The following is a 25,052-nucleotide window of genomic DNA, read 5'->3' as shown; positions in this document are numbered from 1 at the left end:
CGGCCCTCGAAGACCGCGTCGTCGTTGGTGGGCACGGTGACGACGATGCCGCCGGTGGTGCCGGCGGGCACGGTGATGCTGTAGGTGCCGTTGCCGTTATTGGTCACGACGACGGACTGGCCGCCGATGGTGACGGTGGGCGTGCCCACGTCGCCGGCTTCGATCTGGCCGCCCAGCGTGAAGGTCAGCGTGGTATCCGCATCGACCGGCTTGGTCAGCGCAACATTGAAGACAGCCTCACTGCCTTCGTTCACGTCGCCGGCGTCGGAAACCGACAGCGCGGGCACGTCGGCGCCCGGGTTCGGGTGGGACGGGTCGGTGCTTTCGGTGTCGACGATGGTGGCGCTGCCGGTGTCGGTGATGCCGCCGGGCAGGGCCACGCCGCTGGCGGATTCGCCCGTGAGCGTGGCTTCCAGGGTCAGGCTCTCGCGGCCCTCGAAGACCGCGTCGTCGGTGGTCGGCACGGTGACGACGATGCCGCCGGTGGTGCCGGCCGGCACGGTGATGCTGTAGGTGTTGTTGCCGTTATTGGTCACGACGACGGACTGGCCGCCGATGGTGACGGTGGGCGTGCCGACATCGCCGGCTTCGATGTCGCCGCCAAGCTTGAAGGTAAGCGTGGTATCCGCATCGACCGGCTTGGTCAGGGCGACATTGAAGACCGCGTTGCTGCCTTCGTTCACGTCGCCGGCGTCGGACACGGTGAGCGCGGGCACGTCAGCGCCCGGTCCATGATCGTCCACGATCACGGCGTTGCCGGTATCGGTGATGCCGCCCGGGAGGGCCACGCCGCTGGCCGAGCTGCCGGTGAGCGTGGCTTCCAGCGTCAGGCTCTCGCGGCCCTCGAAGACCGTGTCGTCGGTGGTCGGCACGGTGACGACGATGCCGCCGGTGGTGCCGGCCGGCACGGTGATGCTGTAGGTGCCGTCCTGGTTGGCCGTTACGACAACCGACTGGCCGCCGATGGTGACGGTGGGCGTGCCTACGTCGTCGCCTTCGATCTGGCCGCCGAGCGTGAAGGTGAGCGTGGTATCCGCATCGACGGGCTTGGTCAGGGCGACATTGAAGACCGCGTTGCTGCCTTCGTTCACGTCGCCGGCGTCGGACACGGTGAGCGCGGGCACATCCTTGCCGCCGCCCTGGGTATCGACGATGGTGGCGCTGCCGGTGTCGGTGATGCCGTCGGGCAGGGCCACGCCGCTGGCGGATTCGCCCGTGAGCGTGGCTTCCAGGGTCAGGCTCTCGCGGCCCTCGAAGACCGCGTCGTCGGTGGTGGGCACGGTGACGACGATGCCGTCGGTGGTGCCGGCGGGCACGGTGATGCTGTAGGTGCCGTTGCCGTTATTGGTCACGACAACCGACTGGCCGCCGATGGTGACGGTGGGCGTGCCGACATCGCCGGCTTCGATGTCGCCGCCAAGCTTGAAGGTCAGCGTGGTATCCGCATCGACCGGCTTGGTCAGCGCAACATTGAAGACAGCCTCACTGCCTTCATCCACATCGCCGGCATCGGAAACCGACAGCGCGGGCACGTCGGCGCCCGGATTCGGGTGGGACGGATCAGTGCTTTCGGTATCGACGATGGTGGCGCTACCGGTGTCGGTGATGCCGTCGGGCAGGGCCACGCCGCTGGCGGTGCTGCCGGTGAGCGTGGCTTCCAGCGTCAGGCTCTCGCGGCCCTCGAAGACCGTGTCGTCGGTGGTCGGCACGGTGACGACGATGCCGTCGGTGGTGCCGGCGGGCACGGTGATGCTGTAGGTGCCGTCCTGGTTGGCCGTTACGACAACCGACTGGCCGCCGATGGTGACGGTGGGCGTGCCCACGTCGCCGGCTTCGATCTCGCCGCTTAGCTTGAAGGTGATGGTGGTGTCGGCATCGACCGGCTTGGAAAGCGAGACGTTGAAGTCGGCGCTGCTGCCTTCGTTGATGTCGCCCGCGTCGCCCACCGTAAGGGAGGGAATGTCGGCGCCCGGATTCGGGTTGGACGGATCGGTGCTCTCCACATCGACGATGGTGGCCGTACCGGTATCGGTGATGCCCGCCGGCAGTTGGGCGCCGTTGGCCGCCTGACCGCTGAGGGTGGCCTCCAGGGTCAAGCTCTCGCGGCCCTCGAAGGTGGCGTCGTCGGTAGTGGGCACGGCCACCACGATGCCGCCTGTCACGCCCGCCGGAAGCTGGAAGCTGTAGGTGCCGTCCGGGTTGGCGGTGACCGTGACGGCCACGCCGCCGATGGTGACGACGGGCGTGCCGACGTCGCCGGCCTCGACCTGGCCGCCGATCTTCAGCGTGATGGTGGTTTCGCGGTCGAGGTCGATCGTGTTGCCCAGGCTGATGTCGAACGTGGCGATGCCGCCTTCGTTCACCGTGCCGGCATCGGAAACCGAGATCGTCGGCACGTCGAGCACGCCGGTCACCGTGACGGCGACCGTGGCCGTGGAAGTGGCGCCGGACGGATCGGTGATCGTGTAGGAGACGGTGGAGACCGCCGTTTCGCCTTCGCCCAGCGCCTTGTATTCGCCGTTGGGGTTGAAGACGTACGAGCCGTCGGGATAGACGGTGAACACGCCGCCGTTAGAGCCGGGAACGGTGATGCCCTCGCTCGTCATCGGGCGGCCGTTGACGGACACCAGCGTCAGCGCGTCGCCGTCGGGGTCGCTGTCGTTGGAGAGCAGGTTGCCGCGGATCGCGTCGTCCTGGCGGGTGCCAACGGCGTCGTTGACGGCCAGCGGCGGCGCATTCCCCGCGCCGTCGTCGTCCGTGGCGCTGGCGCCGGCCAGCGGCGCGATGACTTCCTCGCCGCGCGACGGGTTGGGGTAGGAGAGGTCCAGCGGCGTGGTGGTTTCCAGGATGCGAGCCAGGCGCACGAAGCTGCTGCCGCCGGCATCGCCGCTGCCCGCCACGATGGCGGCGGTGGGGTCCAGCTCGTCGAACGGGTCGCGGCCGGCTTCGAGGGCGGCCAGCAGGCGGTCGGAGTCGGTGCCGGAGGGCGGCGCGACCGCGGCCTCGGAAGGATCGGCCAGCGGGCCCGCGCCGGCATCGCCGTTGAGCGCCACGTCGCGGTTCTCGCCGATGACCAGCGGCATGCCGTTCTCGACCTGGAGCGTGAGCGTGGCGCCCGAGGCGGTGACGATGTCGCTGCCGGCCGGCACCTTGCTGCCTTCGTGCAGCTCGGTCAGGGAACCGTCGCTATTGCGTATCCACGCGCGGCCGGTGAGTTCGGAAACGATAGCGGGGGAGGCATTGGCCATTTTGGATCCTTTGAGGGAATCATCCGTGATGGCCGAATACTAGAGGGCATGCCGCGGCGGCGGTATTGTCCTCAAGGACAGGTTATGAGGCGACTTTGCTGCGCCGTTCCTGGGGAGCGGAAATACCGTGCACGAGCAGCGCCAGCTGCAGGCGGTCGGATACGCCCAGCTTGTCGAATACGGCCGACAGGTGCGCCTTGACGGTGCGTTCGGTAATGCCGAGGTCGGAGGCGATGCTGGCGTTGGCCTGGCCGGTGGCGGCCCGGCGCGCGATCATGTCTTCGCGCTCGGTCAGACCGAGGTTCCAGGAGGCCGGAGGCTGGGCGCGCTCTTCCACCAGGCGCAGCAGGCGCGTGACCAGCGAGCGTCCCATCCAGATGCCGCCGGATGCCACGACTTCCAGCGCCTGGGCCAGCGCGGCCGGCGAGGCGTAGGCATGGCAGTAGCCGGCCGCGCCCGCGCCCAGGGCCTGCGTGCCTTGCTCATCCGTGGGGCGAGGGCTGGCCACGATGACCTGAGCGCCGTCCAGCACGGCCGCCCAGGAGGCGTCGTGCCACCCCGGCAGGCGGGGCAGGTCGCTGTCCAGGATGGCGAGGCTGCGGCCCTGGCCGCGCCAGCGGGCGAGGTCGGCCAGCGTGCGCCCGCGCGCCGGCAGCCACCGCGTGCCATCCAGGTTGCGCCATTGTTGCCAGAGCAGCTCGTCATGCGTGATCAACAACACGGGTGTCGGTTTCATAACTCCTTCAGCGCTCGGTAAATGCGTTCGCCTTGGCGCGCAGCACGGGCTTGAGCAGATACTGCAGCACCGTCCGCTTGCCGGTCAGGATGTGCACCTCGGCCACCATCCCAGGGATGATGGGCAGGTGCTTGTCGCCCACCGTGCTGCGGTTCGTGCGGACCCGCACCACGTAATAGGAATTGCCCTTGTCGTCCGTCACCGTGTCGGCGCCGATCTGCTCGATTTCGCCTTCCAGCCCGCCGTAGATGGAGAAGTCGTAGGCGGTGAATTTCACTTCCGCCTTCTGCCTGGCATGCAGGAAGCCGATGTCGCGCGGCTGCACGCGGACCTCGAGCAGCAGCGTGTCGTCGGCGGGCACGATCTCGATGATGTCCTTGCCGGGCTGCACCACGCCGCCCACCGTGTTGTTGAAAATGGTCTTGATGATGCCGCGCACCGGCGCGCGCACTTCGGCCAGCTTGACGCGGTCGGCCAGCGCCAGCTTGCTCTGCTGCAGGGTCGCCAGCTTGGTGTTGGTTTCCGAGAGTTCGCTGCGCGCCTGGTTGCGGATGTTGAGTTCCGTTTCCTGGATCTTGCTCTCGGCTTCCTTGATGGAGGCCTGGAAGCGGTCGATCTGCGCCTCGGCGCCTTTCTGCTCGCCGCAGAAGCGGGCCACGTCGCGCTGCAGGCGCAGCAGGTCCACCTCCGAAACCGCGCCGCTCTTGAGCAGCGGGCGCGTCACTTGCAGTTCGCGCGAAGTCAGCGCGCAGCTGGCGGCGGCCTGGTCGCGCTTGGCGATGGTTTCGCGCAGGTCTTCCTGGCGCTGCTTGAGCTGCTCGCGCGCCACGTTGACGGTGGCGTTCAGCTCGGTGGTGCGCGCCTGCCAGGCGTTGCGCTCCATCTCCACCAGGCCCGGCGCCTGCTTCAGCACTTCCTCGGGCGCGGTAAAGGGTTCGCCCGTGGCCAGCGCCTTCAGGCGAGCGGCCTTGGCCAGCAGGGAAAGGTATTCGGCGTTGTTCTCGCCGAGCGAGGAGGCGAACCGCGTGGGGTCGATCTTGAGCAGGATCTGGCCGGCTTCCACTTCCTGGCCGGGGCGCACGAGGATTTCGTCCACGATGCCGCCGTCCAGGCTCTGGATGATCTGGACCTGGCGCGAAGGCACCACTTTGCCCTCGCCGCGCACCACCTCGTCGATGGGGCTGACGGCAGCCCAGACCAGCAGCAGGGCGACCGCGATCAGGGACACCCACAGCAGGATGCGCGAGCCGCGCGCCTCGGACTCGTGGATCAGCCATTCGGCATTGCCCACGTAGCCGGAGCGCTTGCGGGGCTTGCCTTTTTCGACGCCGTTGAGCAGCAGGTCGAACAGCGACACGAAGGCGCCGCGCAGCATGCGCCAGGGCAGGCTGAAAAGCGAAGGACGGTTTCGGACGGAATCGATTTGCATGGAATCCTCAGCTGCCCCGTCCGACCCGTCCCTGGCGCAGCGCCTCGACGACCTGTTCCTTCGGGCCGTCGGCCACGATATGGCCGTTGTCGATGACGATGAGACGGTCCACCAATTCCAGCAGCGCCGTGCGGTGCGTAATGAGCAGAACGGTCTTGTTCGCGCTGGCGGCCTTCAGGCGCTGGCGTAGCTGGGCCTCGCTCTGGTGGTCCATATTGCTGCTGGGCTCGTCCAGCAGCAGGATGGGCGGGTCGTTGATGAGCGCGCGCGCCACCGCCACCGACTGGCGCTGGCCGCCCGAGAGCGATTCGCCGCGTTCGCCGATCACCATGTCGAAGCCGTCGGGATGCAAGTTGGCGAATTCGGTGACGCCCGCCGTGTCCGCCGCCGCCAGGATGGTGGCGTCGTCGGCGTACGGCGCGCCCATCGCCAGGTTGTGCTTCAGGCTGCCGTAGAACAGCAGCGGATCCTGCGGAACGTAGCCGATCGCGCGGCGCACGTCGGCGGGGTCGATCTGGCGGATGTCCACGCCGTCGAGCAGCACCGCGCCCTCGGTGGGCTGGTAAAGGGCGAGGGCCAGCTTTTCCAGTGTGGTCTTGCCCGAGCCGATGCGGCCGATGATGCCCACTTTTTCGCCCGGCTTGAGCTTGAACGACACCTTCTTGAGCGCGGGCTGGCGCGCGCCGGGGTACACGAAGCTCACGTCGCGGAATTCCAGGCCGCCATGAAATACCGGGCGGTGCAGGAATTCCGACTCGGGCGGGCGCTCCACCGGCAGCTTCATATAGTTGTCGATGGAAGCCAGCGAGGTGCGCGCGTTCTGGTACTGCATGAGCAGCCCCGCCACCTGGCCCAGCGGCGCCAGGCAGCGGCCGGCGATCATGGAGGCCGCGATGATGCCGCCCATGGACATGGCCGAGTCCTGCACCTGGTAGACACCGATGATCACGACCGAGATCGAGACGAGCTGCTGGCATGCCTGCACGAATCCCACCGCGGACGAGGAAATGAGCTTGAGCTTGCCGCCGGTCTGGGCAATGAACTCGGTGGCGCGCTCCCAGTTGCGCTGGATAGCGCTCTGCGCATTCAGGGTCTTGACCGATTCCAGGCCGGTCAGGGCTTCCACCAGCGTGGCATTGCGCTGCGACGATGCCTGGAACGAGGACATGGTCAGCGACTCCATGCGCGCCTGGGCCGCCAGGGAAACCAGCAGGATCAGCACGATGGCCGCCAGCGGGGGCAGGATCATCCAGGGCGAGATCCAGACCAGCGCGGCCAGGAACAGCAGGATGAACGGCAGGTCCACCAGGGTGGTGATGGTGGCCGAGGCGATGAAATCGCGGATGGATTCGAAAGAACGCAGGTTGGCCGCGAACGACCCCACGGACACGGGCCGTCCTTCCAGGCGCAGATCGAGCACGCGTTCCATGATCTGGGCCGAAAGACGGACGTCCACGCGCTTGCTGGCGCTGTCGACCACGTGCGCCCGCGCGGTGCCCAGAATGGTGTTGAAGATCGTGACGAGGCCGATGCCGGCGGCCAGCACCCACAGCGTTTCCACCGCGTTGTTGGGCACGACGCGGTCGTACACGTTCATGGTGAAGAGCGGCATGGCCATCGCGAACAGGTTGATCAGCAGGGCGGCGATCAGCGCGTCGCGGTACAGGCGGCGGTTTTCCATGATGGCGGCCCAGAACCAGTGGCGCGTGCGCACCTTGGCCACCTCCGGAGAGCGGGCGTCGAAACGGAACTGGGGCCGGATGAGGCAGGCCAGGCCGGTGTATTGGGCCAGGAGCTGGTCTTGGCTCATCTCGATGGCGCTGCCGCCCAGCTCGGGGTGGCTCACGATGCAGACGTCGCCGTCTTTCCTGAGCAGCAGGCAGGCCCGCTCGCCGCGCAGCAGCAGGATGGCGGGCAGCAGGTCGGCGGGAATGTCCGCCAGCCCGCGCTTGACCACCCGCGCCGACAATTGCGCGCGCGCCGCGGCGCGCGGCAGCAGGGCGGGCGTGAGCCGGTGCGACTCCAGCGGCAGGCCCGCCGACAGCGCCTGCGCGGTGGCCGTCACGCCATGCAGGCGCGTGACCTCCACCAGGCAGTCCAGAAGGGGGTCGTCGTGCGCGGCGCGCGCATCGGCGCGCCACTCCCGGAACGAGGTTTCAGATAACTTGTCCATCGTCGTCATCGAGCAGATCGAGATGTTTCGAGAGACGGGCGCGAGTCTGTTTGCGCTGCGTCAACTTCTGCTGTGCCTGGATGGGCAGATCGGTCAGGCGCAAGGTGCCGTTGGCAATCAAGGCGTCGATCAGGTCTTCCAGCACGCGGACAAAGTCCGCGTCCAGTTGCGAAAAGTCTTTCTTCGGATTTGCCATGGGGCCTCCTGCGCCCGGCGCGGGTCAGGGCGCGGCTTTGGGCGCCTTGGCCGGCGCGTTCAGCGGCACCAGCGTCGGCGGCAGCGTTCCTTCGTTGTATTGCACCCTGACCGGAGCCAGCCTGGCGGCGTCCGGAACCGTCGAGTTGCAGAGCTTGATCACTTCGTCGGAAACCTCGAGCTTGCCGTTTTCCTCGGGCATCTCGTCGCGCGCGGGGCGCAGCGACAGAGCGGGCAGGAGCTGGTGCGACAGCGCCAGCCACCGGTATTGGGCGAGGCGCAGATCATAAACCGCATTGGTGAGCGCGCGGCGGGATTCGAAAAGCTCGTTCTCGGTGTCCAGCAGGTCCAGCAGCGAGCGCTGGCCGATCTGGAACTGCTGGCGGTAGGCGTCGCGCACCTTGGCGGTGGCGATTTCATGGTCGCGCAGGAAGGGCAGTTTCTGGTTCAGGCTGACGATGTTGTTCCAGGCCACCGCGAGATCCTGCTGCACGTTGCGGCAGGTGTAGTCGCGGATGTCGCGGGCGGCATAGGACTGCGCGGCCGTCTGGCGCACGCGCGCGGAGTCGGCGCCGCCGCGGTACAGGTTGTAACTCATCACGAGTTGCACCGACGAGGTCTGGATGTCGCGGTTTTCCGGGGTCGGATCCGTCTGATCGCGCCCGGTGGCCGCCACGAATTCGAACTTGGGCGAGAACGCGCCCTTGGACGAGGCCACGCCCGCCTGCGCGGCCTGCAGACCCGCCTGCTTCGACAGGAACGACGGGTTGCGGCGCAGCGACTCGTTGAAATCGGCCGGCTTGCCGGGCAGCTTGCCGCTCAGGTCGGGCACGGGCTGCAGACTGGCGGGCGGCAGCGCGCCGGTGATGCGCTGGAAACGCTGCTGCACGTCCAGCAGGTTGGCCGATTCCGTCATGAGGTTGGTCTGGGCCAGGGCCAGGCGGCCGCCGGCCTGTTCCTGGTCCACGCGGCGTCCCACGCCCGATTCGGTGCGTTCGCCAATCTGCTTGAGGGTTTCCTCGTGCAGCGAGTAGTTCTGGCGGGCGAGCATTTCGAGGTCGCGGTAGCGCTCCAGGTCGATGTACGCCTGGGCCGCGGCCAGCGCGGTGCTGTCGCTGGTGGCCAGCAGGTCATAGAAGCGGGCCAGCTTGTCGAAACCCGCCTGCTTCACATCGTTGCTGGTGCGAAAGCCGTCGAAAATGAGCTGGCGCAATTCGGCCGACCAGCCCGGCTGCGTCCATTGCTGGGAGCCTTCGCCCGGCACCTTGTTGCGGTACTGGCGGCCGATCGAGCCCTGCAGGTTGACCTGCGGGAAGAAGGCCGCGCGCGCCACGTTCTGGCCTTCGAGCGAAGCCTGGAAGTCGTGGTACTTGGCCTGGATTTCGGGGTTGCTGAGCAGCGTCTGTTCGACGATCTGGTTCAGTGTGACCGGCGTCTGGGCATATGCCGCGGGAAGGCCGGCCAGAGCAAGGGCGACAACAGTGCTTTTAAGCGTGAACGAAGCCATGGTGATTATTCGAGGACGAGTGGGTTTCGATAGATCGAGATAATGTTTGTAAATGTCAGGATTGGCGAGTCAATGTTTGCAAACTTGTGACGCAACTGACCGCCTGCGCTGACTTTCTCCGCGATACTTCCCCCAAAAGCCTCGAAATCACGCAAATTCTTCAATGCTTTCGGCTCGCTTTATATTTAATACGGTTTATTTCGTATTATTTCTTATTATTTATAGTCAGGCGAGAGAGGATTATATCTGTTTGCGACTTCTGTATCTAATTTGTTTTTGTTGTCGCGCGAATTTTATGGATTTTGATAGTTTTTTCGAGACATCCGCGGCCCGTGTCCGGGACGCCCGCATACAGGATGGTAGTTTTAGTACTGGTATATATGCTTAGGTTGTACTAGGTTGTCCGCCTGGGCATAATGTGTCCATGCCGCAGCGGCGGACGCGGCCCGCGCCGTGTCCGCCCGAGCCGGACCGTCTTGTTCACCGAGCACATTCATGGCCCAAACCCTCTACGACAAACTCTGGGACGCGCACGTCGTCCACCAGGAATCCGACGGCACCTGTCTGCTCTATATCGATCGCCACCTGGTGCACGAAGTCACCAGCCCCCAGGCGTTCGAAGGTCTCGCGCTGGCCGGGCGCAAGCCGTGGCGCGTCAGCGCCAACCTTGCGGTTGCGGACCACAACGTGCCCACGCTCAACCGCGCCCAGGGCATCGAAGATCCCGTTTCGCGGCTGCAGGTGGATACGCTGGACGCCAACTGCGACAAATACGGCATCACCGAATTCCGCATGAACGACCTGCGCCAGGGCATCGTGCACGTCATCGGGCCTGAACAGGGCGCCACCCTGCCGGGCATGACCGTGGTCTGCGGCGACTCGCACACCAGCACGCACGGCGCCGTGGGCGCGCTGGCCTTCGGCATCGGCACCTCCGAGGTGGAGCACGTGCTCGCCACGCAGACGCTGCTCATGAAGAAAGCCAAGAGCATGCTCATCAAGGTGGAAGGCGAATTGCCTTTCGGCTGTACGGCCAAGGACCTGGTGCTGCACGTCATCGGCCGCATCGGCACGGCGGGCGGCACGGGGTACGCCATCGAGTTCGCGGGCAGCACCATCCGCGGGCTTTCGCTCGAAGGCCGCATGACGGTCTGCAACATGGCCATCGAAGCCGGCGCGCGCTCGGGCATGGTGGCGGTGGACGACAAGACCATCGAGTATTTCCGCGGCCGTCCCTTTGCGCCCACGGGCGTGCTCTGGGACCAGGCGGTGTCGTACTGGCGCACGCTGCATACCGACGAGGGCGCCCGCTTCGACGCCGTGGTCGAGGTCGACGCGCGCGACATCAAGCCGCAGGTCACCTGGGGCACTTCGCCCGAAATGGTGCTGCCCGTGGATTCCCGCGTGCCGGACCCCGACCGCGAGAAAGACGACGTGCGGCGCAGCGGCATGGAGCGCGCGCTGCAATACATGGGCCTGAAGCCCAACACCCCGCTGACCGACATCCGCGTGGACCGCGTGTTCATCGGATCGTGCACCAATTCGCGCATCGAAGACCTGCGCGAGGCCGCGGCCGTGGCCCGCGGCAAGCGCGTGGCGTCCAACGTGCGGCAGGCCATGGTGGTGCCGGGCTCCGGCCTGGTCAAGCAGCAGGCCGAGCGCGAAGGGCTGGACAAGATCTTCATCGAGGCCGGCTTCGAATGGCGCGAGCCGGGCTGTTCGATGTGCCTGGCCATGAATGCCGACCGCCTGGAACCGGGCGAGCGCTGCGCCTCCACCTCCAACCGGAACTTCGAGGGCCGGCAGGGGCAGGGCGGCCGTACGCACCTGGTCAGCCCCGCCATGGCCGCCGCCGCCGCGGTGGCGGGCCATTTCGTCGATGTCCGCACTTTCCGTTAAGCACCGGGTATACAGATCATGCAAGCATTCACCACTCACGAAGGCTTGGTCGCGCCGCTGGATCGCGAGAACGTCGATACCGACCTCATCATTCCGAAGCAATTCCTCAAGTCCATCAAGCGCAGCGGCTTCGGGCCGAACCTGTTCGACGAGCTGCGCTACCTGGACCACGGCGAACCCGGCATGGACAACAGCAAGCGTCCGCTGAATCCCGATTTCGTCCTGAACCAGCCGCGCTACCAGGGCGCGTCCGTGCTGCTGGCCCGCAAGAACTTCGGCTGCGGCTCCAGCCGCGAACACGCGCCGTGGGCACTGACGCAATACGGTTTCCGCGCCATCATTGCGCCGTCCTACGCCGACATTTTTTTCAACAACAGCTTCAAGAACGGCCTGCTGCCGATCGTGCTCTCCGAACTGGAAGTGTCGCGGCTGTTCGACGAAGTGAAAGCCTTCCCCGGCTACAAGCTGCGCATCGACCTGGAGCGCCAGGTGGTGGTGGCAGCCGACGGCCGCGAAATGGCGTTCGACATCGAGCCTTTCCGCAAATACTGCCTGCTCAACGGTTACGACGACATCGCGCTGACCCTGCGCCACGCCGACAAGATCCGCGCCTTCGAGGCCGAGCGCCTGGCGCGTCATCCCTGGCTCGAAAGCCGGCCCATCGCCTGACGTCTTTTCATAAACAGGAATACCCATGACTCACCAAATCGCAGTGCTGCCGGGCGACGGCATCGGCCCCGAAATCGTGGAACAGGCCGTGCGCGTCCTGAAGGCGCTGGATCTGCCCCTGGAAATCCGCCAGGCCGCCGTCGGCGGCGCGGCCTTCGACGAGTTCGAGCATCCGTTGCCGCCCGCCACGCTGAAGCTGGCCAAGGAATCGCACGCCGTGCTGTTCGGCGCCGTGGGCGACTGGAAGTACGACAGCCTGCCGCGCGAATTCCGTCCCGAGCAGGCCATCCTGGGGCTGCGCAAGGCGCTCGGGCTGTTCGCCAACCTGCGCCCGGCCATCCTGTATCCCGAACTGGCCAGCGCCTCCTCGCTGAAGCCCGAAATCGTGTCGGGGCTCGACATTCTCATCATCCGCGAGCTCACCGGCGACATCTATTTCGGTACGCCGCGCGGCGTGCGTTCCGCGCCCGACGGCGCTTTCGCCGGCGAGCGCGAGGGCTACGACACCATGCGTTATGCCGATTCCGAGGTGCGCCGCATCGCGCGCATCGGCTTCGAGTCGGCGCGCAAGCGCGGCAAGAAGCTCTGCAGCGTGGACAAGGCCAACGTGCTCGAGACTTCGCAGTTCTGGCGCGACATCGTCGTCGAAGTCGCGCGCGACTACCCCGACGTGGAGCTCTCGCACATGTACGTGGACAACGCCGCGATGCAGCTGGTGCGCAACCCGCGCCAGTTCGACGTTATCGTCACCGGCAACCTGTTCGGCGACATCCTGTCGGACGAGGCCGCCATGCTTACCGGCTCCATCGGCATGCTGCCCTCGGCTTCGCTCAACGCCAGCGGCCAGGGCCTGTACGAGCCCAGCCACGGTTCGGCGCCCGACATCGCCGGGCAGGGCATTGCCAATCCGCTGGCCACCATCCTGTCGGCTGCCATGCTGCTGCGCTATTCGTTGAACCAGCCGGCGCAGGCCGACCGCATCGAGGCCGCCGTGCGCAAGGTGCTGGCCGACGGCCTGCGCACCGCCGACATCCATGAGGCGGGCGCCACCAAGGTAAGCACTGCGCAAATGGGCGATGCCGTCCTGAAAGCGCTGGCCTGACGGCCTTTCCGTTGCGCGCGAGGCGCGGAACGGGCCGCGTCCGGACGAGCCGGGCGCGGCGCAAGGGCCGCTCCCGGCTTGGTGCGGCCCTTTTTTTCTGGTTGCGCTGCGGCATGGAGCGCGGCATTCTGATAAATTGTTGAAAGTTGCACCGCAATTTTCTCCCGGATCCCCCTTTCTTTTTTAAGAGCGATTGAAATGAAGCAAGCAGTAGGCCTAGTCGGCTGGCGCGGCATGGTCGGCTCGGTGCTCATGCAGCGCATGCGCGACGAGAACGATTTCGCACTGATCGAACCGGTGTTTTTCTCCACCAGCAATGCCGGCGGCGCTGCGCCCGCCTGGGCCGACGGCGCGGGCCCGCTGCAAAACGCCTACGACATCGACGCTCTGAAAAAACTGCCCATCATCGTTACCGCCCAGGGCGGCGACTACACCTCCGAGGTGTATCCCAAGCTGCGCGGCGCGGGCTGGAACGGCGTCTGGATCGACGCGGCCAGCACCCTGCGCATGGCCGACGACGCCATCATCGTGCTGGATCCGGTCAACCGCCCGGTGATCGACGCCGCCCTCAAGCGCGGCGTGCGCAATTTCATCGGCGGCAACTGCACCGTGAGCTGCATGCTGATGGGCCTGGCCGGCCTGTTCAACAACGACCTGGTCGAGTGGATGACCACCATGACCTACCAGGCCGCATCGGGCGGCGGCGCCCAGCACATGCGCGAACTGCTGACCCAGTTCGGCGAGCTGAACCAGGCCGTCAAGCCGCTGCTGGACGATCCCGCTTCGGCCATTCTCGAGATCGACCGCGGCGTGCTGGCGCGCCAGAAGGATCCTTCGCTGCCCCAGGAGCATTTCGGCGTGCCGCTGGGCGGCAACCTGATCCCCTGGATCGACAAGGACCTGGGCAACGGCATGTCCAAGGAAGAATGGAAGGGCGAGGTCGAAACCAACAAGATCCTGGGCCGCGGCGCCGCCTTCGGCACGCCGGCCACGCCCATCGACGGCCTGTGTGTGCGCATCGGCGCCATGCGCTGCCACAGCCAGGCGCTGACCATCAAGCTCAAGCGCGACCTGCCGCTGGACGAGATCGAATCGCTCATCGTCCAGGGCACGCAATGGGCCAAGGTCGTGCCCAACACCAAGGAAGACACGGTGCGCGCGCTTACGCCCGTTGCCGTCACCGGCACGCTCGACATCCCGGTGGGCCGCCTGCGCAAGCTCTCCATGGGGCCGCAGTACCTGGGCGCCTTCACGGTGGGCGACCAGCTCCTGTGGGGCGCTGCCGAGCCGCTGCGCCGCATGCTGCGCATCGCGCTGGCGGAAGCCTGATTCCGCGAGCCTCGCGGCTTGCGGGCAGCGCGCATGCAAGGGCACCTTCGGGTGCCCTTGCCCATATGGGGGGGCGCCCGGGGCTCGCCATGCGGTTCCTCGCCGGTCCGGCCGCGCCGCATGCCGCGTTTCGATGCGCCCGCCTGCGGTCGCGCGACAGTCTTCCGGTTTATGAAACGGCACCGATACATTACACTTTTGCCGTGAATTCAGGCCCCCGGGCCCTCTGGCGGCGCCGCTGCGGTATCGCCGGATTTCAACGACAAGATAGGGGATTCCCGCTCATGATCCAGCGTTTGCGCCCAATGAAGCCCGTCCGTCGTCTGAAGGCCCTGCATTGGGCCGTCGCATTGGCGTTGGGCGCGGGCGCCGCCAGCCCGGCGCTGGCCATGCGCGTGGGGCACTCGCGGGTGGTTTCCGCGCCCGGGGCGCCGCTGCAGGCGGTCGTCGGCCTGCAGGAACTGTCGCCCGACGAAGTCGCCTCGTTGAACGTGAGCGTGGCCGACGAAGCGGCCTGGCAGCGCGCCGGCCTGAAACCGCCGGTGCCGCTGGCGAGCATGGTAGTCCGGGTCGAAGACGGCATGGACGGCACGCGCAAGAACCTGCGCGTGCGCTCCGACCGCGCGCCCAACGGCGGCGCGGTCGACCTGCTGCTGAACATCGGGTCCAGCTCGGGCCAGCGCCAGGTGCAGGTCAGCATCCTCGTGCCCTTGCGCGGCACCACCGCCGACGTGACGCCGGCGTCCGTGGGCACGCCACGGCGCGCCGCGGCCGCGCGCAGCGTCAACGTCAGGTCGGGCGACACGCTGTTCGGCATCGCCCAGCGCAATGCCGTGCCCAACGCCAACGTCTATCAGATGCTGGTGGCCCTGTGGCGCGCCAATCCGCGAGCCTTCATCCAGAACAATATGAACCTGGTCAAGGCGGGCGAAAAGCTCACCATTCCCGACGCGGCTACCGTGCGCGCCGTGGATCCGGCCGAGGCGCGCCGCATCTTCAATGAGCACGCGGAAGCCTTCGCGCGCTACCGCTCGCGCATCGGTGCGGCGGCCGGCGCCAGCCCCGCCGTCGTGAAAGGCCAGGACGGCGCCGCGGGCACGGTCGGCAAGGCCGAGGAGGACGCCGGCGTCGCCGCCGCCGATCAGCCTCAAGACCGCGTCCGCCTGTCTTCCGCCTATCCGCCGGGCAGTCCCCAAGCGCAGGCGGAGGCCCAGGCCGATGCGCGGGTGTCCAACGAACGCGCGCTCGCCGACGCCCAGGGCCGCGTCAATCAATTGCAGAGCAATGTGGACGCGCTGAATCAGGCGCTGGCCGAACAGAACGCGGCGAAGACGGGTAATGCCTCGGGCGAGGCCGGCACACCCGGTGCCGCTGGCACGCCCGGATCGGCCGGCGCGGCGGGAACGCCTGGCGCAGCGGGAACGCCCGGCGCGGCGGGAACGCCTGGCGCAGCAGGAACGCCTGGCGCGGCGGGAACGCCCGGCGCGGCGGGAACGCCCGGCGCGGCGGGAACGCCTGGCGCAGCGGGAACGCCTGGCGCGGCGGGAACGCCCGGCGCGGCGGGAACGCCTGGCGCGGCGGGAACGCCTGGCGCAGCGGGAACGCCCGGCGCGGCGGGAACGCCTGGCGCAGCAGGAACGCCTGGCGCGGCGGGAACGCCCGGCGCGGCGGGAACGCCCGGCGCGGCGGGAACGCCCGGCGCAGCAGGAACGCCTGGCGCGGCGGGAACGCCCGGCGCGGCGGGAACGCCCGGCGCGGCAGGAACGCAGGGCGCAGCAGGAACGCCTGGCGCGGCGGGAACGCCCGGCGCGGCGGGAACGCCCGGCGCGGCGGGAGCGCCTGGCGCGGCGGAGCAGCCGCGGGCCGGCACGCCGCCCATCAACAAAACGGAGGATTCCGGCATGCCATCCTGGCTGGCGGACAATCTGCTCGTCATCGTGACGGCAGTGCTGGCGCTGGTCGCCTTCGCCATTGCGTGGCTGCTGCGCCGCGCGGGCACGCGGCGCGGCGACGAAGACGAAGAAACCTACGCCTATGGCGAGCCGGCGCTGGACGCGGCCGCGCTCGATCGCAAGCTCAAGGGCATCAATCTGGACCTGGACGAACCGCCCACGGACGAGCCTCGCCACGCCGGGGGTCCGAGGGTTTGAATACCGGCAGGATGGCGCTGGGCCTGGCCTATGACGGTTCCGCCTGGCAAGGCTGGCAGACTCAGCCGCATCGGCAAACGGTTCAAGATACGCTGGAAGCGGCATTGGCCCGCTTTTGCGACGTTCCGGACCCGGTGCCCACGATTTGCGCCGGCCGCACGGACACCGGCGTGCATGCGGCCATGCAGGTCATACACCTCGACACGGCCCTGGACCGCCGCACGGAATCCTGGGTAAGAGGCGTGAACGCCTTCCTGCCGCCCACGATTTCCGTGCAGTGGGCGCAACGGGTATCGGGCGATTTCCATGCCCGCTTTTCGGCCCGGTCGCGCACCTACGTCTACCTGTTGTTCAGGGGAAGGGTGCGGCCGGCGCTGTGGGCCGGACGTGCGGGCTGGAGCTTTCATCCCCTGGACGTGGACGCCATGCGCAAAGCGGCGCAGGTCTTGCTGGGCGAACACGACTTCTCCAGCTTCCGCTCTTCGCAGTGCCAGGCCGCCCATCCGGTGCGCGTCCTGCGCCGGCTGGACATCGCGGAGCGGGGGCCGTTCCTGGTGTTCACCCTGCAGGCCAACGCATTCCTGCATCACATGGTGCGTAATATCATGGGCGCATTGCTGCAGATCGGGCAGGGCCGCGAACCGGTATCGTGGATGACACAGCTCCTGGCCGCCCGCGACCGGCGCCAGGGCGCGCCCACCTTTGCTCCCGACGGCCTGTACCTGTCCGCCATCGAGTATCCGCCCGAGTTTGGCCTGCGCGAACTCGACGGCGCAGCGACGCTGTTGTCGCCTTTCACCCAATCCTGAGCGCTGCCGCGGGCCGCGCTCTTTTACAGACTCGCACCCGGAGGCTTGCCATGCAACGCCGCGCATTCCTGAAGCAGACCGCCCTGGGCGCCGCGGCGGGCGGCGCGGCGCTGGCCGCGCCCGTCGTGGCGCAGACCGCGCCGTCCATTTCGTGGCGCCTGGCGTCGAGTTTTCCGTATGAGTCGCCCACGTTGTTCGCCGGCGCCGAGGACGTCGCGCGCTACCTGAGCGACGTTACCGACGGGCGTTTCCAGATCGAGATCTTTCCGGCCGGCGATCTCGCGCCGGCGGGGCAGGTGCTGCAGGCGGTGAGTGACCGGGTCGCCGATTGCGGACACACCGCGTCTACGCGCTATTTCGACATCGACCCCGCCCTCTGCTTCGATGGCGCGGTGCCGTTCGGCCTGAACACGCGCCAGATGCATGCATGGATGATCCAGGGCAACGGCCTGGCCCTGACTCGCGTGCTCTTCGACAAGCACAACATTCTCAATTTTCCTTGCGGCTATACCGGCGCCCAGATGGGCGGCTGGTTTCGCCCGGAGATCAAGACGGCGGATGATTTCCGTGGGCTCAAGGTCAAGGCGGGCGGTTTCGCGCGGCAGGTGCTCGCGCGGTTGGGCGCGACGCCCGTGGACGTGGCCGCGCCCGACGCCTACACGGCCCTGGAGCAGGGTGAGGTGGATGCCGTCGCCTGGATCGGTCCTTATGACGACGAAGGGCTGGCGCTCTACAAGGTCGCGCGCAACTACTATTTTCCCGGCTGGTGGGCCGGCACGCTGCAGCTTTCGCTCTACGTGAACCAGGATGCCTACGACGAGCTGCCCAAGTCGTATCAGTCCGCGCTCGAGCTCGCCTGCCGCATGGCCAGCGGCAACATGCTCGCCAAATACGACGCCGGAAATCCCGACGCCTTGCACAGGCTGGTTTCGCGCGGCGCGCAGCTCAAGGCATTTCCGCGGCCCGTGCTCCAGGCCTGTCGCGACGCGTCCCTGCAGCTCTACGACGAGCTGGGCGCGAAAGACCCGATGTTCAAGAAACTGTACGAGAGCATGAAGAGCTTTCGCGACAAGCAGGCGCCCTGGTTCCGTCTCGCGGAGACCAGCTTCGACAACCTCGGCCTGAGCCTGGGACCGGATGCCTCGTCCGGCTGAGCGCGGCGCGGCGGATATACTGGCTTTTCGCGCCGCGCATGACGGCGCCGCTCAAGAGAAACATGCGTACCCGTATCAAGATCTGCGGCCTCACCCGCGAAAACGACATCGAAGCGGCCGTGGCCGCCGGCGCCGACGCCATCGGCTTTGTGTTCTACGCCAAGAGCAAGCGCTGCCTGGCGCCCGCGCGCGCGGCCGAACTGCGCCGCCTCGTGCCGGCTTTCGTGGACGTGGTGGCGCTCTTCGTCAATCCCTCCGAAACCGAGGTCCGCACCGTGCTCGACCAGGTCGGCCCCGATCTGCTGCAGTTCCATGGCGACGAGCCCCCCGAAGCCTGCGCGCGCTACGGGCGCCGCTACTTGCGGGCCTTCCGCGTGGGCGCGCCGGGCCTGGATACCGCCGCGGGCCTGGCCGAACACTGCCGCGCCTACGGCGATGCATCGGGCTGGCTGTTCGACAGCTACAGCAGCGGCTACGGCGGCAGCGGCCTGGCCTTCGACCATGACTTGCTCGCCGGCCTTCTGGCCGATGCCGCGGCGCGTCCGCTGATTCTCTCCGGCGGCCTCAATGCGCAAAACGTGGGCGCATCCGTCCGGCGCATCCGCCCCTGGGCGGTCGATGTCAGCAGCGGTGTGGAAGATTCCCCAGGCATAAAAAATTCTGCTAGAATTTTGGACTTCGTTTCGGCGGTGCAAAACGCCGATGCGGGCTGAAGAAAAGTGTTTGTGGCATCGTTTTGGTAGTGTCGCTGTGGCGGTATCGCTGCAGCGGTATCGGCGCGAGTCAGGCGCACAACGCGAAACGCTGGGTCGAAAGGCAAAACAAGACAAAGCGATTTGCAAACCGCAAAAAAGCCATATATAATTTTTCTTCTTTGCAGGCGGTTAGCTCAGCTGGTTAGAGCGCCACGTTGACATCGTGGAGGTCGTTGGTTCGATTCCAATACCGCCTACCAAATTCCTGCAAGTGCCGCCAGGCACGGCAAACTGAAAAAGCCGCCAGTCAATGACCAGGCGGCTTTTTTTGTTTGTTTTTTCGTTCACGGGAAATCGTGCCGGCGGGCGCTTGAATGAGCGGCTGCCGGGCAGGCGTCGGCGCCCGGTTTACGTCGGACGCGCATCCGTCGCCCGCCCGCTTCCCCTCTTGAAATTCCTTTCGCTGCACCTACATTTACATCGCTGGCCGGCCGACAGGCCGGCCGGGGGTTTTGGTCAAAGGCGGGCGCTGTCGCCGACAGAGGCCCGGCCGATTCGATAGGAGAAAGATTATGAGCGTACGTGATCTGATTCCTTGGGGCCGCAACTCCCAGGCCCCTGCCGCTTATCGCGACAAAGAGGAAAACCCGTTTCTGTCCCTGCACCGCGAAGTGAATCGGCTGTTTGACGATGTTTTCCGCAGTTTCGACATGGGTTATCCCGCGGGACGGGCGTTCGGCGGCTGGCCCAGCATCGAGGTGACAGACGAGGGCGAGAGTATCCGCGTTACGGCCGAGCTGCCCGGGCTGGAGAAGAAGGACGTGGAGGTCCTGCTCGAAAACGGGGCGCTGACGCTGCGCGGCGAGAAGCGCGCCGAATCGCAGGACAATGCGCGGCAGTTCTCCGAGCGCTACTACGGGCGCTTCGAGCGCGTGATCCCGATCGGCGATGACATCGACGAAGACAAGGTTGACGCCAGCTTCAAGAACGGCGTGCTGACCGTTACGCTTCCCAAGAGCGAACAGGCCCAGTCGCGCGTCAAGCGCATTGCCGTCAGCAACTGACCGGCCCGCTCCGCAGAGGCCGGTTTCTGCCGAGGAGGCCGCCTTTTCCGGGGCGCATCGCGCATGGGCGATGCGCCCCGTTGACGCGCACCCTTGCCGAAAAAGCGTCTTGGCCATGCCGGCGCCGGACGGTACATCCGGCGAGCGGAGCGCCGTTCTTGCCGGCCAGCCCGCGCCCGGCGGTGGCTTGCGTCCGTCTTTTGTGTGACACTGCCCGTTTGGCTGACCAAATCCCCGGGATACCCGAGTTTTTGCATGCCCAGCTTTCCGGGAGTAGCCCTGTCGTGACGCAACAACTCGATATCCGGTCCATCATGGACCGGCTTCCGCATCGCTATCCGATGCTGCTCGTGGATCGCGTGATCGATCTGGTTCCGCAGAAGAAGATCACGGCGATCAAGAACATCTCCGTCTCGGACCCCTACATGCAAGGCGTGCACGGTCTGCCGCCGGCCCTCATCGTGGAGGCCATGGCGCAGGCGGCCGCGTTGTTTTCCTTTGCCGACGAGGGCGATCAGCAGCGCCCGGGCAAAGGCAAGGCAGTGTATTACTTCCTGGGCATCGACGATGCTTCGTTCATCAAGCCGGTGGTCGCGGGCGACCAGCTTCGCATCGAGGTGGCGGCGCTGCGGCTGAGCCGGGCCCTGTGCAAATATCGCGGCCAGGCCTTCGTGAAAGACGAGCTCGTGGCGCAGGCATCCATCCTTTGCGCCATCCGCGACGCGGCGGAACCCGCGGGCGCCTGATCCGCGGCGGCGTTCCGGCACTTCAATTTGAAACGTCCATTGACGCGCAGGGCCAATGCGCCCATAGTGAACCGGATCTTCAAGCGTTGTGATCGTGTTCGATCGTGTGCGGCGACGTGCCCATTGCCTGCTTTCCTTCCTTGATCGTCATCCCGAGCAATGGCTCGCAATTTCAGGAAAGGAAACGCTATGGAAACGGGTATCGTGAAGTGGTTCGACGAGCACAGGGGCTTCGGGTTCATCATGCCCGAACTCGGCGGCAAGGATCTGTTCGCGCATTCCTCGGCCATCGAGGGCGAGGGCTTCAAGACGCTGCAGGAAAACCAGCGCGTCAGCTATGAGCGGACGCAAGGGGCCAAGGGCCCGCAGGCTTCGAACATACGCATCCTCGGATGACGCCTGGCCCTCCCAGGAGGGCCGCGTCCATTTTGCGCGCCGCGCCGTGCGGCGCAAGCGCGCCGAGGTGGGAGGCACCACATGAACGCCAACAGCACCGTGTACAAGGGCTACAAACTGATCGCGCGCGTCGTGCGCATACCGCAGGACGAGGCTGGAGGCGCGTCCAGATTCCGGGCGACCGTCAGCGTCGGCTTGTCCTCGGGCGATCTGCAATCGGCGGAGTCCTATTCCATTCCTCTCTACGACGCGGGCGGCTTCGCTTCGTCTCCGCGCGTGGCGGTCGACGCGGCCATCCGGCACGGGCGCTACCTGGTGGACCACAGCCTGCGCTCATGGGCCTGATCCGCCGGTAAAGGCGCGCCCGCCCCGCGGAAAGGCTTGCATACATGAAAACGCCAGGCGCGCGCATGCGCCTGGCGTTTTCATTATCGAGGCGGACGGATGGGCCGCCCTACCGGCCGCCCAGCAGCGCCTCCAGCACAATGCCGGTAGTGACGCCGATCAGGAAATAGTCGGCGCCGACGCTGATCCAGTGATAGCCGCGTGGCGGCTGGCGCAGATGGTGCGCGTGCCAGTCGTTGACGACGTATTGCGGGCCGCGGTAGGGGCTGGGCACCCGCTGGCCCTTGGACCAGTGTTGCGGCGGCGGATCCGCCGGGCCGCGGCCCGGCCCGCCCGATGGCCCGCGTTTCGGGCCCGCGTCGTGGCCATGGCCGTGGCCGGGCGCGCCCGGCGGTCCGCCGGCAGGGCCGGGCCGCGAAGCCTGGCCGTGACCCGGACCTCCCGCAGGCCCTCCCTGTCCGTGGCCCGGTCCCGGACCGCTCGGCTGGGCCACGGCGACGCCGCTCGACGCCAGGATCGCCGCCAGCAGGGCAGAAGCGAATTTGCGGTGCATGAAGTTCTCCTTCTTCCGGCAAAGGCCGGTGGGAGAAATTCTACGGGCGCGAACCCGCTGCGCCCGCAGCAAGCGTTACCCGAGGTAAGCGGAACGCTGTTCTGAAATCCACTGTGACAGCCGCTGCGATTGCAGCCGCAGGCGTTGCGGGTCGGCCGGACAAGCGCGCTGGACGCGGCGCGGGCGGAGGAGCAACGAGGGGAGGGAAAATGGAAGAGAAGAAAAAGGCCCGGCCATGATGGCCGGGCGGAACGACTTCGCCGATGTTTACCGGCATAAACATCGGCCGGTTAAAAATAGCATTGCCGAGACGAAAAGCCGAATATTTGTCCATGCCATGGACGGGTAGTGGCAGTTCTTCGGACGTTTTTTTGCCGCCGGGCCGCCCCGACGCCCCACTTCCGGCGGGGGGGCGGCCCCCGGACGGCAGGCGAGGCGTGGGGCGACTGGGGGTGGCGGGCGCGCATTCCGGCAGCCCTGCCAGCCAGCCACCTGCTATCCTGCTGCCCATCATGATGAGAGCTTTCTGGCTGGTCCTGGGATGCGTGATGGTCGCGCTCGGCGTGATCGGCGCATTCCTGCCGGTCATGCCGACCACGATTTTCCTGATCCTGGCGGTAGCCTGCTTTTCCCGTTCTTCGCCGCGCCTGGAGCGCTGGCTGCTCGAAAGCCCCACCTACGGCCCCGCGCTGCGCGCCTGGCGCGAGCAGGGCGCCATATCGCGCAAGGGCAAGTGTTTCGCCTGCCTGGGCATGGCGCTGGGCTATGCGGTTTTCTGGTGGGGCGCGCATCCCTCGCGCTGGCTTGCGGCCGGCGTGGGCGTTTTCCTGGCGGCCAGCGCCGCCTATGTGGTGACGCGGCCCGACCCGCGCCCGCTCGAGGAGGCGGGCCCTCCCGCGCCTTGACCGGGAGTCAGGGCCGCGCCGGCGCCGCCCGCGCGCGGCCCGGGTTCAGTGCGAATGCCGCGGGTCGCCGCGGGTTTCCACGACCCGCAGGTAAAGCGTGGCCGGCTCCAGGCAGCCGCCGGTGGAAAGCTGGCCCACCCACAGGCGGAAGAATTCCTGCCACGGCGTCTGTGAAGGCGGCGCCTGGTGCGGCGGTTCGCGCCGGCGCGCCTCGAGCTCCGCCTCGTCGAGCTGTACGGTGACGCTGCGCCGGTTCAGGTCCACGCGGATGCGGTCGCCGGTGCGCAGCAGGGCCAGGCCGCCGCCTGCCGCGGCCTCCGGGGACATGTTGAGGATGGAAGGGCTGGCCGAGGTGCCGCTTTGCCGGCCGTCGCCCATGCAGGGCAGCGAATCGATGCCGCGCTTCACGAGCCGGGAGGGCGGCGTCATGTTGACGACTTCCGCGCTGCCCGGGTAGCCCACGGTGCCGCAGCCGCGTATCACCAGCATGCAGTGCTCGTCGATGTTGAGCGCGGGGTCGTCGATGCGGGCGTGGTAGTCCTCCGGGCCGTCGAAAACGATGGCGCGCGCCTCGAAGGCGTTTTCGTCGCCGGGCGTGGAAAGGTAGGTCTTGCGGAAGTCCTCGCCCACCACGGACATCTTGATGATGGCGCTGTCGAAGAAATTGCCCGAGAGCACGATGAAGCCGGCGCGGTGTTTGAGCGGCGCTTCCCAGGCGCGGATGATGTCGCGGTCGTGGGCGGGCGAGGCCGCCGCGATCTCGCCGATGGTCTTGCCCGACACGGTCAGGCAGTCTTCGCGCAGGCGGCCGGCCTTGCGCAGTTCGTGCAGCACGGCGGGCACGCCGCCGGCGCGGTGGAATCCTTCGCCCAGGTATTCGCCGGCGGGTACGCAGTTGACGAGCAGCGGCACGTCCTCGCCCAGGCGCTGCCAGTCGTCCAGGCCCAGTTCCACGCCCATGTGGCGCGCGATGGCGATGAGATGGGGCGGGCAATTGGTGGAAGCGCCCAGCGCCGATGCGGCCACGATGGCATTTTCAAAGGCGGCGCGGGTCAGGATATGCGAGGGCCGCACGTCCTGGCGCACCAGTTCGCAGATGCGCAGGCCGGTGGCGTACGCCATCTGTCCGCGCTCGCGGTAAGGGGCGGGAATGCTCGCACAGGTGGGCAGCGACATGCCCAGCGCCTCGGCCAGGGCGTTCATCGACAGGGCGGTGCCCATGGTGTTGCAGTGGCCGATGGAGGGCGAGGAGGCGGTGGCCAGCGTCATGAAGCCTTCGTAGTCGAGCTTGCCTGCCGCCATGAGATTGCGGGCATGCCAGATCACGGTGCCGGAGCCGACCCGCTGGCCTTCGTGCCAGCCGTCCAGCATGGGGCCGCCCGACAGCACGATGGCCGGGATGTCCACGGTGGCGGCGGCCATCAGGCAGGCCGGCGTGGTCTTGTCGCAGCCGGTGGTGAGCACCACTCCGTCCAGCGGGTAGCCGTGCAGGATTTCCACCAGCCCCATGTAGGCCAGGTTGCGGTCCAGCGCCGCAGTCGGCCGCCGGCCCTGCTCGGCCAGCGGATGGACGGGAAACTCCATGGGAATGCCGCCCGCGTCGCGGATGCCGTCCCGCACGCGCGCGGCCAGCGCCAGATGGTGGCGGTTGCAGGGCACGAGGTCGCTGCCCGTCTGGGCGATGCCGATAATGGGACGGCCGGATTGCAGTTCCTGCCGGGTGAGGCCGTAGTTGAGGTAGCGTTCGACGTAGATGGCCGTCATGTCGGCGTGGGACGGGTCGTCGAACCATTTCTGGCTGCGCAGTTTGCGGGGACTCTGTGACATGGCTAGTCGCTTGCCTCCAGGAGGGGAACGGGTCCGCGTCTTCCTCCGCGCGCGACGGCGGGGAGGGCGGGCCTGGAAGGGGCGCCGTCTGGCGTCTGCAAGTTCCTAGTTTGATCCCGCG

At 67.2% G+C, this 25,052-nt stretch carries 21 protein-coding genes and 1 tRNA gene; 14 read left to right on the top strand and 8 right to left on the bottom strand.

Annotated elements, in window-relative coordinates; translation table 11 throughout:
- The 6 genes from NGJ44_RS21665 to NGJ44_RS21640 form a co-directional block, all read right to left on the bottom strand.
- Positions 1–3,248, bottom strand: a 3,248-nt coding sequence (locus NGJ44_RS21665; protein ID WP_251865740.1) for a retention module-containing protein, incomplete at its 3' end; no start/stop codon positions are given.
- A gap of 82 nt (positions 3,249–3,330) precedes the next feature.
- Entirely contained in the window at positions 3,331–3,984 is a 654-nt protein-coding gene (locus NGJ44_RS21660; protein WP_053245907.1) for a response regulator transcription factor, read from the bottom strand.
- Positions 3,985–3,991: 7 nt separating this feature from the next.
- Positions 3,992–5,413, bottom strand: a complete 1,422-nt coding sequence (locus tag NGJ44_RS21655; protein ID WP_053245906.1) for an HlyD family type I secretion periplasmic adaptor subunit — start codon at positions 5,411–5,413, stop codon at positions 3,992–3,994.
- Positions 5,414–5,420: 7 nt separating this feature from the next.
- Positions 5,421–7,586, bottom strand: coding sequence for a type I secretion system permease/ATPase (locus NGJ44_RS21650; protein WP_053245905.1), 2,166 nt, complete (start codon positions 7,584–7,586; stop codon positions 5,421–5,423).
- Positions 7,570–7,782: a hypothetical protein gene (locus tag NGJ44_RS21645; RefSeq protein ID WP_053245904.1), complete on the bottom strand. Its 213-nt coding sequence runs from the start codon at positions 7,780–7,782 to the stop codon at positions 7,570–7,572. Before NGJ44_RS21645 ends, NGJ44_RS21650 begins: the two co-directional genes overlap by 17 nt.
- 24 nt (positions 7,783–7,806) lie before the next feature.
- Entirely contained in the window at positions 7,807–9,288 is a 1,482-nt protein-coding gene (locus NGJ44_RS21640) for a TolC family outer membrane protein (protein WP_053245903.1), read from the bottom strand.
- Between the two features lie 495 nt (positions 9,289–9,783).
- On the opposite strand from NGJ44_RS21640, the gene leuC reads away from it, so the two are divergent.
- The 13 genes from leuC (at position 9,784) to NGJ44_RS21575 (ending at position 21,646) form a co-directional block, all read left to right on the top strand.
- Entirely contained in the window at positions 9,784–11,187 is a 1,404-nt protein-coding gene (leuC, locus tag NGJ44_RS21635) for a 3-isopropylmalate dehydratase large subunit (RefSeq protein ID WP_251865738.1), read from the top strand.
- Between the two features lie 18 nt (positions 11,188–11,205).
- Positions 11,206–11,856: a 3-isopropylmalate dehydratase small subunit gene (gene leuD, locus NGJ44_RS21630; protein WP_053246327.1), complete on the top strand. Its 651-nt coding sequence runs from the start codon at positions 11,206–11,208 to the stop codon at positions 11,854–11,856.
- A gap of 25 nt (positions 11,857–11,881) precedes the next feature.
- The gene (gene leuB, locus NGJ44_RS21625; RefSeq protein WP_053246328.1) at positions 11,882–12,958 is read left to right on the top strand and encodes a 3-isopropylmalate dehydrogenase; all 1,077 of its coding nucleotides are present in this window, start codon (positions 11,882–11,884) and stop codon (positions 12,956–12,958) included.
- A gap of 198 nt (positions 12,959–13,156) precedes the next feature.
- Positions 13,157–14,287 carry an aspartate-semialdehyde dehydrogenase gene (asd, locus tag NGJ44_RS21620; RefSeq protein ID WP_251865736.1) on the top strand — a complete coding sequence of 377 codons (1,131 nt, stop codon included), beginning with the start codon at positions 13,157–13,159 and terminating at the stop codon, positions 14,285–14,287.
- A gap of 284 nt (positions 14,288–14,571) precedes the next feature.
- Positions 14,572–16,437 (top strand): type IV pilus assembly protein FimV, encoded by a 1,866-nt coding sequence (locus NGJ44_RS21615; RefSeq protein ID WP_251865734.1) that lies wholly within the window; start codon positions 14,572–14,574, stop codon positions 16,435–16,437.
- Positions 16,438–16,448: 11 nt separating this feature from the next.
- Positions 16,449–17,246 (top strand): tRNA pseudouridine(38-40) synthase TruA, encoded by a 798-nt coding sequence (truA, locus tag NGJ44_RS21610; RefSeq protein ID WP_053244942.1) that lies wholly within the window; start codon positions 16,449–16,451, stop codon positions 17,244–17,246.
- A 50-nt stretch (positions 17,247–17,296) separates the two neighbouring features.
- Positions 17,297–18,400: a TRAP transporter substrate-binding protein gene (locus NGJ44_RS21605; RefSeq protein WP_251865732.1), complete on the top strand. Its 1,104-nt coding sequence runs from the start codon at positions 17,297–17,299 to the stop codon at positions 18,398–18,400.
- 62 nt (positions 18,401–18,462) lie between these two features.
- On the top strand, positions 18,463–19,113 hold the full coding sequence (locus NGJ44_RS21600; protein WP_251865730.1) for a phosphoribosylanthranilate isomerase: 651 nt from the start codon (positions 18,463–18,465) through the stop codon (positions 19,111–19,113).
- A 165-nt stretch (positions 19,114–19,278) separates the two neighbouring features.
- Positions 19,279–19,355, top strand: a tRNA-Val gene (locus NGJ44_RS21595).
- 312 nt (positions 19,356–19,667) lie between these two features.
- Positions 19,668–20,159 carry an Hsp20/alpha crystallin family protein gene (locus NGJ44_RS21590; RefSeq protein ID WP_053246528.1) on the top strand — a complete coding sequence of 164 codons (492 nt, stop codon included), beginning with the start codon at positions 19,668–19,670 and terminating at the stop codon, positions 20,157–20,159.
- Positions 20,160–20,443: 284 nt separating this feature from the next.
- On the top strand, positions 20,444–20,905 hold the full coding sequence (gene fabZ / locus NGJ44_RS21585; RefSeq protein WP_286012421.1) for a 3-hydroxyacyl-ACP dehydratase FabZ: 462 nt from the start codon (positions 20,444–20,446) through the stop codon (positions 20,903–20,905).
- 189 nt (positions 20,906–21,094) lie between these two features.
- The gene (locus tag NGJ44_RS21580) at positions 21,095–21,301 is read left to right on the top strand and encodes a cold-shock protein (RefSeq protein ID WP_053246529.1); all 207 of its coding nucleotides are present in this window, start codon (positions 21,095–21,097) and stop codon (positions 21,299–21,301) included.
- Between the two features lie 81 nt (positions 21,302–21,382).
- Positions 21,383–21,646, top strand: a complete 264-nt coding sequence (locus NGJ44_RS21575; protein ID WP_053246530.1) for a hypothetical protein — start codon at positions 21,383–21,385, stop codon at positions 21,644–21,646.
- A gap of 109 nt (positions 21,647–21,755) precedes the next feature.
- On the opposite strand, the gene NGJ44_RS21570 is transcribed toward NGJ44_RS21575, so the two are convergent.
- Positions 21,756–22,199, bottom strand: a complete 444-nt coding sequence (locus NGJ44_RS21570; RefSeq protein ID WP_251865728.1) for an RcnB family protein — start codon at positions 22,197–22,199, stop codon at positions 21,756–21,758.
- A gap of 512 nt (positions 22,200–22,711) precedes the next feature.
- On the opposite strand from NGJ44_RS21570, the gene NGJ44_RS21565 reads away from it, so the two are divergent.
- On the top strand, positions 22,712–23,104 hold the full coding sequence (locus tag NGJ44_RS21565; protein ID WP_251865742.1) for a YbaN family protein: 393 nt from the start codon (positions 22,712–22,714) through the stop codon (positions 23,102–23,104).
- A gap of 45 nt (positions 23,105–23,149) precedes the next feature.
- Here the strand turns inward: NGJ44_RS21565 and NGJ44_RS21560 are convergent, their stop codons facing one another.
- Positions 23,150–24,931: an IlvD/Edd family dehydratase gene (locus NGJ44_RS21560; protein WP_251865726.1), complete on the bottom strand. Its 1,782-nt coding sequence runs from the start codon at positions 24,929–24,931 to the stop codon at positions 23,150–23,152.
- Between the last annotated feature and the right edge of the window lie 121 nt (positions 24,932–25,052).

Origin of the sequence: Achromobacter sp. Marseille-Q4962 (genome assembly GCF_943737005.1) — a bacterium.
Lineage (GTDB): Bacteria > Pseudomonadota > Gammaproteobacteria > Burkholderiales > Burkholderiaceae_B > Achromobacter.
The sequence above is the reverse complement of the archived record's forward strand: the minus strand, read 5'-3'. Positions and strand labels throughout refer to the sequence as shown.